Annotated in this window: 14 protein-coding genes; 7 read left to right on the top strand and 7 right to left on the bottom strand. The window is 33.4% G+C overall.

Annotated elements, in window-relative coordinates:
- Positions 1 to 55 precede the first annotated feature (55 nt).
- On the bottom strand, positions 56 to 1,570 hold the full coding sequence (gltX, locus tag Q1A60_RS04195) for a glutamate--tRNA ligase (RefSeq protein ID WP_299761836.1): 1,515 nt from the start codon (positions 1,568 to 1,570) through the stop codon (positions 56 to 58).
- Positions 1,571 to 1,744: 174 nt separating this feature from the next.
- Between gltX and Q1A60_RS04190 the strand changes: the two genes are divergently transcribed.
- Positions 1,745 to 2,731 (top strand): hypothetical protein, encoded by a 987-nt coding sequence (locus tag Q1A60_RS04190; RefSeq protein ID WP_299761834.1) that lies wholly within the window; start codon positions 1,745 to 1,747, stop codon positions 2,729 to 2,731.
- Positions 2,732 to 2,986: 255 nt separating this feature from the next.
- Here the strand turns inward: Q1A60_RS04190 and Q1A60_RS04185 are convergent, their stop codons facing one another.
- Positions 2,987 to 3,733: an Abi-alpha family protein gene (locus tag Q1A60_RS04185; protein WP_299761832.1), complete on the bottom strand. Its 747-nt coding sequence runs from the start codon at positions 3,731 to 3,733 to the stop codon at positions 2,987 to 2,989.
- Positions 3,734 to 3,903: 170 nt separating this feature from the next.
- Complete coding sequence (locus tag Q1A60_RS04180; RefSeq protein ID WP_299761830.1) at positions 3,904 to 4,956, bottom strand: alkane 1-monooxygenase; 1,053 nt, start codon at positions 4,954 to 4,956, stop codon at positions 3,904 to 3,906.
- 91 nt (positions 4,957 to 5,047) lie between these two features.
- Between Q1A60_RS04180 and Q1A60_RS04175 the strand changes: the two genes are divergently transcribed.
- The 4 genes from Q1A60_RS04175 to Q1A60_RS04160 all read left to right on the top strand — a co-directional run bounded on the left by Q1A60_RS04175 (position 5,048) and on the right by Q1A60_RS04160 (position 11,860).
- The gene (locus Q1A60_RS04175; protein ID WP_299761827.1) at positions 5,048 to 8,563 is read left to right on the top strand and encodes a hypothetical protein; all 3,516 of its coding nucleotides are present in this window, start codon (positions 5,048 to 5,050) and stop codon (positions 8,561 to 8,563) included.
- Positions 8,556 to 8,984, top strand: coding sequence for an rRNA maturation RNase YbeY (ybeY, locus tag Q1A60_RS04170; protein WP_299761825.1), 429 nt, complete (start codon positions 8,556 to 8,558; stop codon positions 8,982 to 8,984). The genes Q1A60_RS04175 and ybeY overlap by 8 nt, the downstream gene beginning before the upstream one ends.
- A 119-nt stretch (positions 8,985 to 9,103) precedes the next feature.
- A complete protein-coding gene (mnmG, locus tag Q1A60_RS04165; RefSeq protein WP_299761822.1) occupies positions 9,104 to 10,981 on the top strand; it encodes a tRNA uridine-5-carboxymethylaminomethyl(34) synthesis enzyme MnmG in 1,878 nt (625 codons plus the stop codon).
- A gap of 48 nt (positions 10,982 to 11,029) precedes the next feature.
- Positions 11,030 to 11,860: a class I SAM-dependent methyltransferase gene (locus Q1A60_RS04160; RefSeq protein WP_299761819.1), complete on the top strand. Its 831-nt coding sequence runs from the start codon at positions 11,030 to 11,032 to the stop codon at positions 11,858 to 11,860.
- A gap of 62 nt (positions 11,861 to 11,922) precedes the next feature.
- On the opposite strand, the gene Q1A60_RS04155 is transcribed toward Q1A60_RS04160, so the two are convergent.
- The gene (locus Q1A60_RS04155) at positions 11,923 to 12,486 is read right to left on the bottom strand and encodes a lipocalin family protein (RefSeq protein WP_299761816.1); all 564 of its coding nucleotides are present in this window, start codon (positions 12,484 to 12,486) and stop codon (positions 11,923 to 11,925) included.
- 337 nt (positions 12,487 to 12,823) lie between these two features.
- Here Q1A60_RS04155 and Q1A60_RS04150 point away from each other — a divergent pair, with 337 nt between their 5' ends.
- A complete protein-coding gene (locus Q1A60_RS04150; RefSeq protein WP_299761812.1) occupies positions 12,824 to 13,342 on the top strand; it encodes an OmpH family outer membrane protein in 519 nt (172 codons plus the stop codon).
- 101 nt (positions 13,343 to 13,443) lie between these two features.
- Here Q1A60_RS04150 and Q1A60_RS04145 read toward each other — a convergent pair whose 3' ends face one another.
- From Q1A60_RS04145 to Q1A60_RS04135, 3 genes are all read right to left on the bottom strand, one after another.
- On the bottom strand, positions 13,444 to 13,929 hold the full coding sequence (locus tag Q1A60_RS04145; protein ID WP_299761808.1) for a hypothetical protein: 486 nt from the start codon (positions 13,927 to 13,929) through the stop codon (positions 13,444 to 13,446).
- Between the two features lie 27 nt (positions 13,930 to 13,956).
- Complete coding sequence (locus Q1A60_RS04140; protein ID WP_299761804.1) at positions 13,957 to 14,358, bottom strand: DoxX family protein; 402 nt, start codon at positions 14,356 to 14,358, stop codon at positions 13,957 to 13,959.
- A gap of 68 nt (positions 14,359 to 14,426) precedes the next feature.
- A complete protein-coding gene (locus Q1A60_RS04135; RefSeq protein ID WP_299761801.1) occupies positions 14,427 to 15,575 on the bottom strand; it encodes a DNA polymerase III subunit in 1,149 nt (382 codons plus the stop codon).
- Positions 15,576 to 15,745: 170 nt separating this feature from the next.
- On the opposite strand from Q1A60_RS04135, the gene Q1A60_RS04130 reads away from it, so the two are divergent.
- The gene (locus Q1A60_RS04130; RefSeq protein WP_299761798.1) at positions 15,746 to 16,933 is read left to right on the top strand and encodes a phosphoglycerate kinase; all 1,188 of its coding nucleotides are present in this window, start codon (positions 15,746 to 15,748) and stop codon (positions 16,931 to 16,933) included.
- Positions 16,934 to 16,985: the final 52 nt, after the last annotated feature.

The following is a 16,985-nucleotide window of genomic DNA, read 5'->3' as shown; positions in this document are numbered from 1 at the left end:
ACAAAAAAGCGTCACTCTTACAGTGACGCTTTTTTGTTTATATAGATATTCTTTTTTATAAGGTTTCTATTGCTTTTTTAATACGCGCAATCGTTTCTTCTTTTCCTATCGTAGTAGCAATAGCAAAAACATCAGGTCCCTGCATCGCACCCACAAGACTTAAACGTAAGGGTTGCATTACTTTTCCAAAACCTAATTCATTACTTGTAATCCATCCTTTTACAGCATCCTGTAGGGTAGGGGTATCAAATGTATTTACTCCTTCCATTACAGTAACGACTTTTTCCATAATAGAAGCCGTATCTTCTTTCCATCCTTTTTTTGCAGCTTTCTCATCATAGGATGTAGGTGCTTCAAAAAAGTAACTTCCTAGATTCCATAAATCAGAAACAAATACAGCACGCTCTTTTATAAGTGCTGTAACAGTAGTTACATACTCTAAAGAAGTGTCAACACCTTTTTCTGTAAGAAGCTCCATGAATTTATTAGCAATTACAGGAATAGCTGTTTGTTGTAAATAATGTTGCTGAAACCATTTTGTTTTTTCTGGATCAAATTTAGCTCCAGCTTTATTGACACGTGTAAGATCAAAGGCGTGTACCAATTCTTCTAAAGAAAAAATCTCTTGCTCTGTTCCTGGATTCCAACCTAAGAAAGCGAGCATATTGACAACAGCTTCTGGGAAATATCCATCTTCTCTATATCCTGAAGAAATGTCTTTGTTTTTAGGGTCTTCCCATTGTAATGGAAACACAGGGAATCCTAATTTATCTCCATCACGTTTACTTAACTTTCCTTTTCCTACTGGTTTAAGAATTAAAGGAAGGTGTGCAAACTTAGGAGCATCCCATCCAAAAGCACGGTATAATAACACATGTAATGCTAGCGATGGCAACCATTCTTCACCACGTATTACGTGTGTGATTTCCATTAAATGGTCATCTACAATATTAGCAAGATGATAAGTAGGCATGCCATCTGATTTAAAAAGAACTTTATCATCTAGTACATTAGTATCTATTTGGATATCGCCACGAATCTCATCTTGCAATTCTAAGATTTCATCTTGTGGTGCTTTAAAACGAATTACATATTCGGCTCCAGCATCAATACGTTGTTGTACTTCTTCTTCAGAAAGTACTAAGGAGTTATCTAATTTTAATCTGTTATGCCAGTTATAGATAAAGGTTTTTCCTTTTGCTTCGTGATCTTTACGATGCGCGTCTAGAGCTTCAGCGGTATCAAATGCATAGTAGGCATTTTCTGAATCTAATAACGCTTTCGCGAAAGCGGAATACGTCTCTTTACGCTCACTTTGTCTATAAGGACCAAAATCGCCTTCACGACCGGGTCCTTCATCATAAGGAATTCCACACCAATCTAAACTCTCTTTGATGTAGTCTTCGGCACCTGGCACATACCTATTTTGATCGGTATCTTCTATACGCAATACAAAGGTTCCGTTATGCTTTCTTGCAAAGAGGTAATTAAAAAGGGCTGTACGTACACCACCTATATGTAATGGTCCTGTTGGACTAGGAGCAAAGCGTACTCTTACTTGTTGAGACATAAATCAATCTTTTGAGGGTGCAAAGATAAATGTTTGTATGTGGAAAGTCTTAAAAGTTTTTACAAATAACCATCTACTTTTTAGGTAAAGAATTATAGGTGTTACGTTTATTATTATCGGCAATACCGTTTCTTTTAACACCTAATTATAGATTGGTCTCATAAAACAGTTATTATGAGAAAAAGATACTTTTTATTAGGGTTTATACTGTGTTTAATAAGTTGTTCTGAAGAAGATAATGTAATCAATCAAGTGCTCAATGCTGAAAGAGGGGCATTCTTAAGAACAAGTAATATTTTGCAAGGAGAATTATATGTAAATCAACCAAATTCAACTTTTGAAATAGAATTAGAAGAAATGGATAGTGCAGATGGAGGTCTTTTATCTTCTGTGGATGTATATCTAAGTTTTATAGATAATACGCCAGAAAATAATACTTCTACATCTAGTAATTTATTCAAAACATATAATGCGAGTGATTTTACAACAGGCCCTAATAATTTGCCAGTTATCTCTTTAAGATATACATATACTGAGTTGCTTGAAGCAGTCGGATTACTTATTGATGAAACACATTGTAAAGATCAGTTTAGACTTGATTTAGAACTTAATTTAACTGACGGACGTGTTTTTAAGCACGAAAATGCTGCAAATAGTGTTGTACATACTATAAGTTTTTCCAGATCTCCATTTTCATATCTTATAAATATTGTAGACCCAGTTTCTGAAGATTTATTTTTAGGAGAATATCAAATGGTGCATATTGAAGATGGTTTTTTTGGACCTACTTTTCTGTTTGATCAGCCCGTTTTAATTGAACAGGGACATTCTACAAATGTTAGAACGTTTGAGCTTAAACACCCGTTTATTAGAGTAAGAGGGCGTATTGTTGTAGAATTTACAATAGCATGTGATGCTTCGATAGTGACAAAATATATTAGAGCTGTCGATGTTTGTCAGGACATTAATGATGCTCCTAATCCACCTATTGAAACGTTTCCTCCAGAAGGAGGAGTGATAGGTCCAGACATATTTTTTGCCCCTTTATCTATGACAGACGATACTGTATTTGAATTATGGTATGTTGAAGGATTTGAAGGAAGAAGCAATGGGTGTGATTATAGTGATTTCCCTGCAAAAATTAGATTGACTAAACAATAGCATAAATGACTTTATAGAACACTCTTACTAGGAAATATAGTAACGTAAAATGTAAAAGTATTTTTTGTAAAAAAACAAACTCCTTCTCCTTTTGGGAGAAGGTTGGGATGAGGGTTTTAAATTCCTTTTTTTAACCAGTTTAAGAAACGTTAGGTCTCTGATCTTCAGGAACTCGCTTATTAGGAGGGTTAGTAACGCAAAATTCTTACTAATTTGTTCTAAAATTTACAAATTACTTAAGAATAACCACCAAGACTATTTGGTTTTTGAACAAAGTTGTATAAATTGATTACCTAGTTCGGTAATTCTGTGATAAGAAGAATGGGGTTCGTATTTTGCTTTTATTTTATGCCAATTTTCAGTTGAACCAAAGCCGCTTCCACCTGTTTTAAATTCCTCTATATAAATTTTAGGTGGCAGTTTTTTTATTAATCCTAGTCTAATCAAATTTGCTAATTCATATTCTTCTAATGAAACATAGAATCCTTCTTCTTCGTTATTCTCTAGTTCATTTTTAATTTTATTATCTTCTAGATTAAGAAGTTCGCCAGATTTTTTTCGGTTATTTATTCTTTGGAAAAGAATAAAGTGGTGTTTTTCGTTTTCGTGTAACTTTTCTAAGCCAGTAAATTCTTCAATAGATATTTGTCCAAGTATATATGGAAAAACATGGTTTTGTAAATTTGATTCACTGTCTGCCATATTACTAATCATATTAGCCCATTTATCTTGAAGATTTTCATTTTCTTCTAATGATGCATTTTCTAATAGTGGAACTAATATTTTTACGGGAATTTGTTTTGTTGAAATATTTCTAGATTCAATATATTTTTGAGCTTTGTTTAAAATTCTAATTTGGTTCTTAAATCTAAAGTATTTGATATTCTCTGAAACTAATAATCCTACTTCTTCAAATGAAGGTCCAAGTAGCTTACCTAAAAATTCTTTTGCTAATTCTAATCCTTTTTCAATAGTTGATGATTTAATATTTATATCTTTCATTACTTTATACTGTAGATAACAAATGTATTAAATAACTAGCTAGTTATTAATATTATAAAACTTTCTTATTGAAAATATAGTAACGCAAAATTCTTACTAATTTGTTCTAAAATGTACAAATTAGTTAAGAATAACTACCAAGACTATTTGGTTGTTATAATAGTGATATTCTATTTCTTAGCAAGTACCTTCTGATCTTCAGGAACTCGCTTATTCATAATCTTAAACCAAATAGGAGGGAAGAGGGATAAGACCATACTAGTAGGATATCCATAAGGCAGTTGCGGACTGATCTCGTGGTAGTCTAACAATTGAAATTTCTTATTGGCACGATAGTGATGATCGCTATGACGTGTTAATTCAAAAAGCATAATACGTCCAAATACATGATTGCTATTCCAAGAATGTACTTCACGTACACGCTCATAACGTCCGCTTTCTTTCTTTTTACGACGTAAACCATAATGCTCTATGTAATTAATGGTTTCTAAAAGTAAAAACCCAGAGATTGCAGCAAATAGTAAAACCTTAAACCCTAAAAAACCAAAGAAATAATAACCTGCATACAAATAAGCTATTTGAATAATAGTATACCAAAGCATATCATTTTTATAAGAGAAGAAAGAGCGGTTTTCTCTTTTTAATAAATCCTTCTGTATGCTCCATGCACTTGTATATTGTCTAATAATAGAGGTAATCCAAAAATGATATAGCGGTTGATTGTATTTTGCAGTTGCAGGATCTTCAGGGGTCGCTGCTTTAAGATGATGTCCAAAATTATGCTCTATAAAAAAATGCATATACAACGCGGGAAGCAATAGAAATTTTCCTAAGAATTGCTCTACTCTGCTATTGCGATGTCCTAACTCATGGGCTACATTAATTCCATTAGAACCTATAACAATACCACAAGAAAAAATAAGCCCTACTAACTCATAGGTTGCAATTTCTTTTGAAGTAATTGTTGTGATTGTAACGTAAAGCAATCCAAAAACGACAATAAGATTAAGATATAATAGAAAGTCTGTCCAATGCAAGGAAGCCTTAGATTGTTTTTCTTCTTCAGAAATGTTGGTGTCATTTATAGGGAAAATAGATTCTAAAACAGGAACCAATGCAAAAGCATATATAGGTGCTAGAAAAGACCAGATTCCTTGAAAATAAACTCCAATAAATGCACATAATGGTACAAGATATGCTGACAAATACTTTAAATCTTTCATAAATAGGCAAACTTTAACAAGGCGTTATAAAAGTATACTATTTAGAAAACATAATAAAATTGTAGTTTTAGGGGTTGGTATAGAAAGAAAAATGAATAAATTTAAAAACATAGAACAGAAGCTAGAACGCTTTATTCGTAAATATTACACAAACGAACTGCTTAAAGGAGCGATTCTTTTTTTTGCATTTGGTGTATTATATTTTTTACTCACCCTTTTAATAGAATATTTTTTCTGGCTAAGTCCTTCGGGAAGAACGGTGTTATTTTGGCTTTTTATAGGTGTAGAAATTGCGTTGCTTGCTAAGTTTATCATCATTCCGTTAGCGAGATTGTTCAAATTATCTAAAGGCATTAATTATACAGATGCAGCGCAGATGATTGGAAATTATTTCCCTGAAGTAAGTGATAAGCTTATTAATACCCTTCAGTTACATCGTGTTTCACAAGATTCGGAACTCATGCTGGCGAGTGTAGAACAAAAAAGTCAAGAATTAGAACCTGTTCCTTTCCGTTTAGCAATTAATTTTAAAAAGAACCTTAAATACTTAAAATATGCGGCGATTCCTATCGTGGTTTTTTTAATTGCAAATTATACAGGTAAAGATGAGGTCTTTTCATCTAGTTATGAGCGAGTTGTAAATTACAGTGAAGCCTATGAACCACCAGCACCCTTTAGTTTCTTTGTTGTCAATGAAAATTTACAAGCGGTAGAGAACAGAAATTACAAATTACAAGTACGTACCGTAGGTGATATTGTCCCTGATGAAGCATCTATACATTTCAATAACGAGATTTATTTTTTACAACAAGTTGCTCCAGGGGAATATAGTTTTACGTTTGAACAACCTACGGGTGACATCTCTTTTTATTTACAAGCAAATAAAGTTACTTCTCAAGCATATAATTTAGAAGTTTTAAAGGTTCCTGTGCTTGTTAATTTTGAAATGGAACTAGATTATCCTGCACACACTAAAAAGGTCACAGAACGCATTAAAAACACAGGTAATGCCATTATTCCAGAAGGGACGAAAGTTACTTGGATGTTAGATACACGTGAAACAGAACAGGTAGAACTTGTCTTGAAGGATACTTTATACGCTTTCGCGAAAGCAAAAGAAACCAACCCCACAACATCGTATAGTTTATCACAACGTATTTATAAAAACACACCCTACGAGGTGAGCACCAGTAATACGTCATTAAAAAACTTTGAAAACCTTGCGTATAATTTACAAACCATCAAAGATGAATTTCCTCAAATGAATCTTGAGGTAAAGACAGATAGTATAAGTAATCAACAAAATTATTTTTATGGAAAAGTAAGTGATGATTACGGACTTACGAAATTACGCCTTGTATACTATCCATCACAATCTGAAGATAAGAGCTATAAAAACATTGCAGTTTCAAAAGGAAATGTCGATCAATTTATTTATGCATTTCCTGACACACTTCAACTTCAAGAAGGGGTAAACTATGAATATTACTTTGAGGTTTTTGATAACGATGCTATTCATAATTATAAAAGCACGAAAAGTAGCGTGTTTAGTTTTGTGAAATTTACAGAGAGCGAATTAGAACAACAACAATTAGAACAACAGAATAAGGCCATTTCAGGTCTTGATAAATCGTTAGAAAAATTAAAAGAGCGAGAGAAAGAACTTCAAGAAATTTCTCGTACACAAAAAGAAAAGAAAGAGCTCAATTTTAATGATCAAAAGAAACTTCAGAATTTCCTAAAGAGACAAAAACAACAAGAGGAATTAATGAAAGATTTTTCTAAACAACTTAAAGAAAATTTAGAAGAATTTCAAAAAGATGAAGAGCTGACAGATGAGGAAAAAGAAAAACTAAAAGAACGTTTAGAGCGCCAAGAAAAGAAAGCGAAAGAAAACGAAAAGCTATTAGAAGAACTTGAAAAACTTCGTGAGAAAATCAGTAAAGAAGAGCTCTCTGAAAAACTAGAAAAGCTACAAAAGCAAAATAAAAATAATAAGCGCAATCTAGAACAAATGGTAGAGCTTACAAAGCGCTATTATGTTCAGAAGAAAGCTGAGAAAATAGCTAGGGATTTAGAAAAGTTAGCCAATAAGCAAGAAGAGTTGAGTAAGAAGGATGGAGAGGAAAATAATAAAGAAGAACAAGATAAACTAAATGAGGAATTCAAAAAATTAGAAGAAGACCTTAAAGATTTAGAAAAGGAAAATGAAGGGTTAAAAAAACCTATGGATATTCCTTCTGATGAAAAGAAACAAGAAGAAATTAAAGAAGAGCAACAAGGAGCTTCTGAAGAATTAGAAAAACAAGAGCAAGAACAGGAGAAACAAGAACAAGAAAACGGAGAAAGCCAACAGAGTCCACCCAGTAAATCGGGAGCACAGAAGAAGCAAAAGAAAGCTGCTCAAAAAATGAAACAAATGAGCCAAGCGATGCAATCTCAAATGCAGCAATCAGGTGAGCAAGGAATGGAAGAAGATACTGAGATGTTACGTCAAATTTTAGATAATTTACTTGTATTTTCTTTTGAGGAAGAAGGAGTGATGAAAGACTTCAAATCAATGGATGATAAGAATCCTAATTTTGCAAATAAGCTTAGACTTCAAAATGTATTAAAACAAAACTTCCAACATATTGACGATAGTTTATACGCACTTGCGCTGCGCAGACCAGAGCTAGATGAAAAGATCAATGAGTCATTAACAGAAATAGATTTTAATATTACAAAAGCATTAGAACGTCTTGCTGATAATCAAATTATTCAAGGTGTAAGTAGTCAACAATATATAGTGACAGGAGCTAATGAATTAGCAGATTTTTTAAGTAATTCTTTAGATCAGATGAATAATCAAATGAGTGGTCAAGGACAAGGTCAGGGACAAGGTCAAGGACAGGGGCAAGGTCAAGGTCAAGGAAGAGGTCAACAATTGCCTGATATTATTCAGAGTCAAGAAGAATTGAATAAAAAAATGGAAGAAGGAAGTAAACCTGGAGAAGGTAAACAAGGTGATAAAGGCAAAGAAGGAGAAGGTGAGAATGGAGAAAGTGGAGAAGGAAAAGAAGGTCAAGGAGAAGGCGAGGGTGAAGGACAAGGTGATGGTGAAGGACAAGGAAATGGAAATGGAGAAGGTGGTCAAAATGGAAAAGATGGCCGTGGAGAAGGAGAAGGAAATGGGGATAATGAAGGAGATGAATATGAGCAAGGATTACTCTATGAGATTTATAAAGAACAACAAAAACTCCGCCAACAATTAGAAGACGAGATACGTAAAAGCGGACTAGGAGATGATGCAGAACAATTGGTAAAAGACATGAAAGATGTAGAACAACAATTGTTAGATAAAGGTTTTAATAATGAAACGTTAGAGCGTATGACAGAATTAAAACATGAGTTGTTAAAATTAAAAGAAGCTACTTTTCAACAAGGAGAAGAGGAGAAAAGAGAGTCAAATACCAATTTAAAAAATTATGCAAATCCTGTAAATTCTTCTATTGAAAAAGCAAAGAAGTATTTTAATACAACAGAGATTTTAAATAGAAAAACACTTCCATTAAAAGAAGAGTACAAGAAAAAAGTACAAGACTATTTCCAAAAAGATAATGATTGAATTTAATAATACAAATGATTTTGAATTAGAAAATGCTGAATCAGTTTCAGCATGGTTACATCAAGTAATTGTAGAAGAAAAAAAAGAGCTTGGTGAGCTAAATTATATCTTTTGTGATGATGATTATTTACATAAAATGAATGTAGAATTTCTAGATCACGATACCCTTACTGATGTGATTAGTTTTGATTATACAGAAGGAATTGTCATAAGTGGCGATGTCTATATTTCAACAGAAAGAGTTGCTGATAATGCAAAAGATTTTAAGGTTTCTTTTTCTGACGAATTACATCGAGTAATGGTGCACGGAGTATTGCATTATTGTGGCTATAAAGACAAGACAGATAAAGATCAAGATGTGATGACAGAAAAAGAAAATTATTATTTGGACAAGAGAGATGTGATAAATTGTTCCACGTGAAACAATGGATAAACACCTTATAAAAACAATAAAAGAAAGGGCGTATATTTGCGAGCTAATTTTTTGCTGATAGTACGTCTTTTTCGTTTTACAGTAAATTTAATGTTCCACGTGAAACAATGAGCCTATTTCAAGATGTATACGATGTGATTGTAGTTGGTGCTGGCCATGCTGGTTGTGAAGCTGCCGCCGCTGCTGCCAATATGGGAAGTAAGACATTACTTGTGACGATGAATCTTCAAACCATCGCACAAATGTCATGTAATCCTGCTATGGGAGGAATTGCAAAAGGACAAATTGTAAGAGAGATTGATGCCCTAGGAGGATACAGTGGAATCGTTTCTGATAAAACAGCCATACAGTTTAAGATGCTCAATAAATCAAAAGGACCTGCTATGTGGAGTCCAAGGGTTCAAAGTGATCGTATGCGTTTTGCAGAAGAGTGGAGATTACGATTAGAGAGAACACCTAATTTGGATTTTTATCAGGAAATGGTGAATGGCTTATTGGTAGAGAAAGATAGAATTACGGGTGTTCGTACATCATTAGGAATTGAAATAAAAGGGAAGTCTGTGGTACTTACCAATGGAACTTTTTTGAATGGATTAATCCATATAGGAGAGAAGCAATTTGGAGGAGGAAGAGCAGGAGAAAGAGCGGCAACTGGAATTACAGAACAGCTCGTTGATTTCGGTTTTAATACCGGAAGAATGAAAACGGGAACGCCTCCTAGAGTAGATGGACGATCCTTAGATTTTTCTAAAATGATTATTCAACCCGGAGATGATATTCCAGAGAAGTTTAGCTATTCTAAAGAAACAAGTCCGCTTACACATCAGCGACCTTGTCATATGAGTTATACATCTCCAGAAGTACATGAGTTGCTGAAAGAAGGTTTTGATCGCTCACCGATGTTTAATGGAAGAATTAAATCTATAGGACCTAGATATTGTCCATCAATTGAAGATAAAATTCATCGGTTTGCAGATAAGGATAGACATCAATTATTTGTAGAACCTGAAGGTTGGGATACCTGCGAAATTTATGTAAATGGATTTTCAACATCACTTCCAGAAGATGTTCAATTTAAAGCATTACGTTCTGTAGCTGGTTTTGAAAATGTAAAGTTTTTTAGACCTGGTTACGCTATAGAATATGATTATTTCCCACCTACGCAATTAACACATACCTTAGAAACAAAACTAGTACAAGGATTGTTTTTCGCAGGGCAGATTAATGGAACGACAGGATATGAAGAGGCTGCTTCTCAAGGATTAATGGCAGGGATGAATGCACATTTAAAAGTGCATGAAAAAGATCCTTTTATGTTGCAACGTAATGAAGCATATATAGGCGTTTTAATAGATGATTTAATTACAAAAGGTACAGAAGAGCCGTATCGTATGTTTACCTCAAGAGCAGAGTATCGTACGTTATTAAGACAAGATAATGCAGACGAACGTTTAACTCCTTTGTCACATAAAGCTGGATTAGCTACGCAAGAACGCTTACACCTTATGGAGGAAAAACGCGAAGCTTCCGAAAAATTAGTAAAGTTTTTTGAAGACACAAGTATCCTTCCAGAAGAAGTAAATGATATTTTAGAAGAAAGAGGATCTTCTCCTATGAAACAATCTGATAAAATGTTTAAGGTGTTTTCTAGACCTCAAATTTATTTAGATGACATTAAGAAGTTTAAAAAAGTAGCAGCCTATATAGAAGATAATGCCATCGAAAAAGATGTGTTAGAACAAGCTGAAATTAAAGTAAAGTATGCAGGCTACATTGCAAAAGAAAAAGCAAATGCTGACAAATTAAATCGTCTGGAGAATATTAAAATCCCTGCTAATTTTGATTACAGTAAACTAAAGTCTCTTTCATACGAAGCCAAAGAAAAACTAGAAAAAATTAGACCGGCTACGATTTCTCAAGCATCTCGTATTAGTGGAGTATCTCCTTCAGATATTAGTGTGATGCTGGTGTACATGGGTCGATAATTCTTATAATGTTTCACGTGGAACATTGAAAATTCCTTATAAATAGTTATGAAAACTACCCTTGAAGTAAAAGATCATTCAGTTTCTGGAGAATCCTTTCGTCTAGAATACGATGCAAAACTTCATATGTATGTTACGACTCCAAAACCTTCCAAAGAAAAATTACCTTCTTATTATGCGAGTGAAGATTACATTTCTCATACAGATGGCAAACGATCGTTGTTTGAAAAAATGTACCAGGTTGTAAAAGGAATTACGCTTTCGCGAAAGCAAAAACTTCTTACGTCATATATTCCTCAAAAAGGAGCTCTTTTAGATATTGGTGCTGGCACAGGTGATTTCCTAGAATATGTTTTAAAAAAAGGATGGAATGCTTCTGGCGTAGAACCAAGTGAAAAAGCAAGAGCATTAGCAATACAAAAAAATGTTAGTGTCGTTGAAGCATTACCAGAAAATTCAAATGGATATAATGCTATTACCATGTGGCATGTATTAGAACATGTATATGATTTAGAAGAACAATTACGTTGGCTTAAAAAGAATTTGAGTAGGGAAGGAGCACTTTTTGTAGCCGTTCCCAATTTTGAATCACATGATGCTTCTATGTATAATACAGATTGGGCAGCGTATGATGTGCCCAGACATTTATATCATTTTTCGAAAAAAGCAATTCAATTATTATTTGAAGAACAACAAATGAGAGTTGTAGCGATACACCCCATGAAGTTTGATGCTTTTTATGTGAGTTTATTATCTGAAAAGTATAAAACAAGAAAAATGAATTACGTGAAAGCATTTTTATGTGGATGGCGCTCTAATCAAAAAGCGAGGAAAACAAACAATTATTCTTCACTTATTTATGTCATTAAGCATATATAGTTGAAATAAGGCATAAAAAAAGCGACTTTTTTAAAAGTCGCTTTTTTTAAATAATGATGTTTTTATTGTCTAGCAAAAACAATTACACTGCTCACACTAACACTTACTGTAATGCCTTCTTGAGTTACTTCTTCATTCACTTCTTGACCTAATCTCAATGTAGTATCTGTCAATTCAAGAATTGTAAGATCACTCATACCCATTGTATCCCCAACAGGAATATCAATGTCAAGATCAATAATCTCTCCGTCAATAGAAAGGATATTTCCATTTCGTTCCCAAGTACCTTCTTGTTGAAGATTATCAATAGAAGTTGTTTCTGTTTCAGACATTCCGTTTACAGTAAAATCTAAAACAATATCATAAGAACCTTCAGAGGTATATTCATTTGGATTTTCAGTAAATGTGAAATTTAAATCTAAATTTTGACCTACCCCATCAAAAGAAGTATTTACAGTTTCTCCTAGAAAATCAAAACTTGTAGTTCCTTCATAATCTAAAGATGTAACGGCCCAAGTCCCAACTAAACTAGCAGAAGTTTCATTTCCTCCTTCATCATCAGAACTACATCCTACTAAAGATATAATAAGAAATAATGCCATACATAATTTGCCAATTGTTTTCATAAATTTTTTATTTTAAGATTATTTAAATTTTGAATCGGCTAATAAAATAAAAATTATCATACGAGCTTGTTTTTTTATCAATTCGCACTATTTTATTTCAAATATGCACACATAAACTTAAAATAAGCCGTTTTAAGAGCATTTTAATCGTAAAAACACCCATATACTATTCAAGTATTTCTTTCTTTCTTAAAATTTATGTGACAAATTCCTTTTCTATAAGAAATTTCTATTCAATAAAAATAAGTTCATAGTTTTTTGTTATAGTGTAAGATTTTTACAATTTTACAGGTCAAACTAGTCAAACTTTATATTTTTGCCGCAAAACACACATACCATGAAAAAAATAGGAATCTTAGTTATAATTGCAATTTTATCTATTGCCTGTCAAACAGAAAAAACCGCATATGTAGATACAGAACAATTATTTAAAGATTATCAAGAGCTTACTGATGTAAAAGAACGTTTTACAAAACAAAATGATGCGATTTTAAGCGATTTAGAAGTAAAAATTCAAGCGTATCAAATAAAAGAAGATCTGTTTAGAAAAAACGGACCAACAATGGCTAGAAAAAAGCAAGAAGAAAAGTATAACGAACTTGCAGCTGAAGCACAACAATTACAACAAGAACGCCAAGCGCGTCTAGGGAAATTACAGGTTGAAAGCCAAGGTGCAATAGATAGTTTACTTACAAAAGTAAAAGATAAAGTAAAAGAATATGGGAAGAACAATGGGTATACCTATATTTATGGTAGTAATGACGCTGGAAGTGTAATGTATGCTAAAGAAGAACTTAACATTACAGAAAGTGTTTTAGAATACCTTAATGGAGCTTATAAAGGTTCTAAAGAGTAATTTAGACTTTAAAAATATACTAAGGCGATGAAGAAATTCATCGCTTTTTTTGTTATTATTTTTAAGCGTTTTAAAATATACAAGTATAAAATAAATACAATTTATCTTTCCCTTTTTAACATACTGATTTCTAGTATTCTTATTAAGTGTTTAAGTCCTTTTTTTGAGATGAATATAAATACTATTTCTAATGATATTCTGAAGACTAGAGTCGCCATTATGCTATGAAAAATAAGCTCTTTGGAAACATCAAACCCTCTGAGTACAAATGACGCTAGAAGCCCTAATAGAGGATATAAAAAGAGGAACCCCAATATCCACTTATAAATAGTCTTTATCTGTATTTCTATATGAATGCCTTTATCTTCTACAATCCCCTTGAAAAAACAAAGTTTACCGTAATATGTACTAGATAGTGTAACATCAAAAGAATTTTCGTGTACTAGCCCATTAAACGTAGTTGCACTCCAGTCAACAACATATTGATTATCTAATTGGGTTTCTTTTTCCAATTTTGATGCTAAAAATGAATAGTCTTTTTTTAGAATTCCGGAATAATGTCTTGATGGAAAAACCTTTACATTCAAAATAGACGCTTATTTTAAAAAGTAATTTTAATGATTAGATAAGAGCCATACACCAAAAATAACCACTATAAAATAGCCTACAATGGTAAAGGCACCTGCATAATCTTTTGCAATACGTTGCCCAAATAAGAGCATTAATAATGTAATGGCAGCAACGATAGATCCGTATAATGCTATCGTAGAATTATCCTGTACAGCAAGTTGATATATACCTATTCCAGCAAGCACAGAGGCAAGCAAATCTAGCACCACTAAAACTGCTACGAGAAGAGGAACTATACTCCCTAAAAAAGTGTCCTTAAAATGACCGTTCAACCAGCTTATTTGACCCTTCCAATCGAACACTTTATCGAGCCCAGATTGTAAAAAAGTAATGATAATAAATAAGAGGATTAAAATCTCAGTAATATTAGGCAATAAAAAGTCCATATAGTGTGTTTTAAATGGCTAAACATTTTTTTAGGGTATCCTAAAAATAATATAACTAATTGATTAGATCATTGTTTACGATGTAATAATCGTGTTAGTTTTATAGAAAGGTCTGATAAAATAATACGAGCATTCCCATTGCGTTCTATGTGATATGAGGCGTCTTGTAGCTCAGAAATGATGTCCATAATGTTATTTCCATGCACAAAAGGAGCAAATTTACGAAGGTCAAAACCTGTCTTTGGTTCTAAGTATACAAGGGGCTCTGTTTTATAATTTAAAAGCATCGCCTGACGAAAAAATTGCACACAATAATTGAGGAAATTTTTCTGTGTTTCTCGACCCGTTTTTGCAATAGTTTCACTCCAGTTTAGTAACTCAATAACAGACTCTTTTTTTCCTTTAGCCATAAAAGCAGTACGTACCCATGTGATAAACCATTTTTCAAATTGTACATCATCTCCATCCTGGTGTATTATGTGTAATGCTTTATTGTAATCTCCTTGTGCTTGATGTGCTATTTTTTGCGCCTCTTTGGGATCAGATTGTTGTCTTGATACAAGCGCATTTGCAAGATGTGCTTCACTTATAGCAGGAAAATGTAATACTTGACAGCGAGACTTAATCGTATCGATAATTTTATCTTCATTTTCTGTGATAAGAATAAATAGGGTCTTAGATGGAGGTTCTTCTATAAGCTTTAAAAGCTTATTAGCTGCAGCAGTGTTCATTTTTTCTGCCATCCAAATAATCATCACTTTATACCCTCCTTCATAGGCTTTTAATGCCAGTGATTTATTAATATCTATAGCCTCATCTACACCTATTTGACCTTGCTTTTTTTCTATATCGATATGCTTATGCCATTCAAAAAGATCCCCATAAGGATTTTCTTGTACAAAAGATCGCCATTCAGTCGCAAAGTGACTTGATACGGGATGACTTTTTACAGAACCATTTGTAGCTACTGGATATGCAAAATGTAAATCGGGATGAGCGAGTTGCTCAAACTTAATATTACAAGAAGCATTACCTCCTATATTTTCCCCATTTGTATTTGAACATAAAATGTATTGCGCATAAGCGATGGCCATAGGTAAAGTACCTGAACCTGATGTTCCCACAAAGAGCTGTGCATGAGCAATACGACCTGCATCCACACTTGTGGTAAGGTGACTTTTAATAAAATCTTGACCGATAACGTTTTCGAAAAGCATAGTATGTCAAATATAAAAGAAATGTGACGTATATAAACGCTCTAACTACTATATTTGCTAGGAAACTACCTTGAGGTAAGCCCATGAGGTAGTTTAAGTAAAAAACCATTTGATTTCGAGGCAAACCTCGGAGCTTTTAAATCTCGGTTATCGAGTAAAATTAAAGAATAATGAAGACAGTAGACCACTTCAATTTTGAAAATAAAAAAGCATTAATACGTGTAGACTTTAATGTGCCTTTAGATGATGAACTTCAAGTAACTGATACGACAAGAATTGAAGCAGCAAAACCAACCATTTTAAAGATTTTAGAAGATGGAGGAGCCGCTATTTTAATGTCACACTTAGGAAGACCTAAAGCACAGGAAGATGAGTTTTCTATGAAGCATATCTGCCGTAAAGTGTCCGAAATCATAGGTGTTGAAGTTATTTACGTAGCTAATTGTGTTGGTGATGAAGCTACCCAAGCTGCTCAAAACCTTGAAATGGGGCAGATTTTATTACTTGAGAACCTCAGATATCATAATGAGGAAAAGCAGGGAGATGAAGCTTTCGCGAAAGCGTTATCAAAACTAGGAGATATTTATGTAAATGATGCCTTTGGTACTGCTCATAGAGCTCATGCATCTACAACGATTATTGCGCAATTTTTCCCAGAAAATAAATGTTTTGGAAAATTGCTTTCTAAAGAAATAGAAAGCTTAGATCGAGTACTAAACAATAGCGAAAAACCAGTACTTGCCATTTTAGGAGGTGCTAAAGTATCTTCAAAAATTACCGTAATCGAAAATATCTTAGATAAGGTAGATGAGATGATTATAGGTGGAGGTATGGCGTATACTTTTATTAAAGCTCAAGGCGGAAATGTAGGAAACTCTATTTGTGAGGATGATAAAATGGAACTTGCATTAGCTATTTTAAAAGCGGCTGAAGAGAAAAATGTATTGATACACCTTCCTGTAGATGTTCTTGCTGCCGATGATTTTTCTGAAACGGCAAACACAAAGGTGGTAGCTATTGATAACATTCCAGAAGGATGGCAAGGACTTGACGCAGGACCTGCATCTCAAACGGTATTTGATGCTGTTGCTCAAAGGGCAAAAACTATTTTATGGAATGGACCTTTAGGTGTCTTTGAAATGACCCCTTTTGCAGGCGCAACAATTGCACTTGGAAATAGTATCGCGCAAGCTACTAAAAACGGAGCGTTTTCTCTTGTAGGAGGCGGTGATAGTGTGGCTGCTGTAAAGCAATTTGGCTTTGATTCGAAAGTAAGTTATGTGTCTACTGGAGGAGGAGCGATGCTGGAAATGCTAGAAGGAAAGACATTACCTGGTATTGCTGCTATTTTAGAGTAAATAATGACAAACCTGCATATAAAGGAATAAAAAGCTACCTATTTTTGGTAGC

It is taken from the genome of uncultured Dokdonia sp. (assembly GCF_947492535.1).
Lineage (GTDB): Bacteria > Bacteroidota > Bacteroidia > Flavobacteriales > Flavobacteriaceae > Dokdonia.
This window is presented reverse-complemented; position numbering and strand designations above follow the sequence as displayed.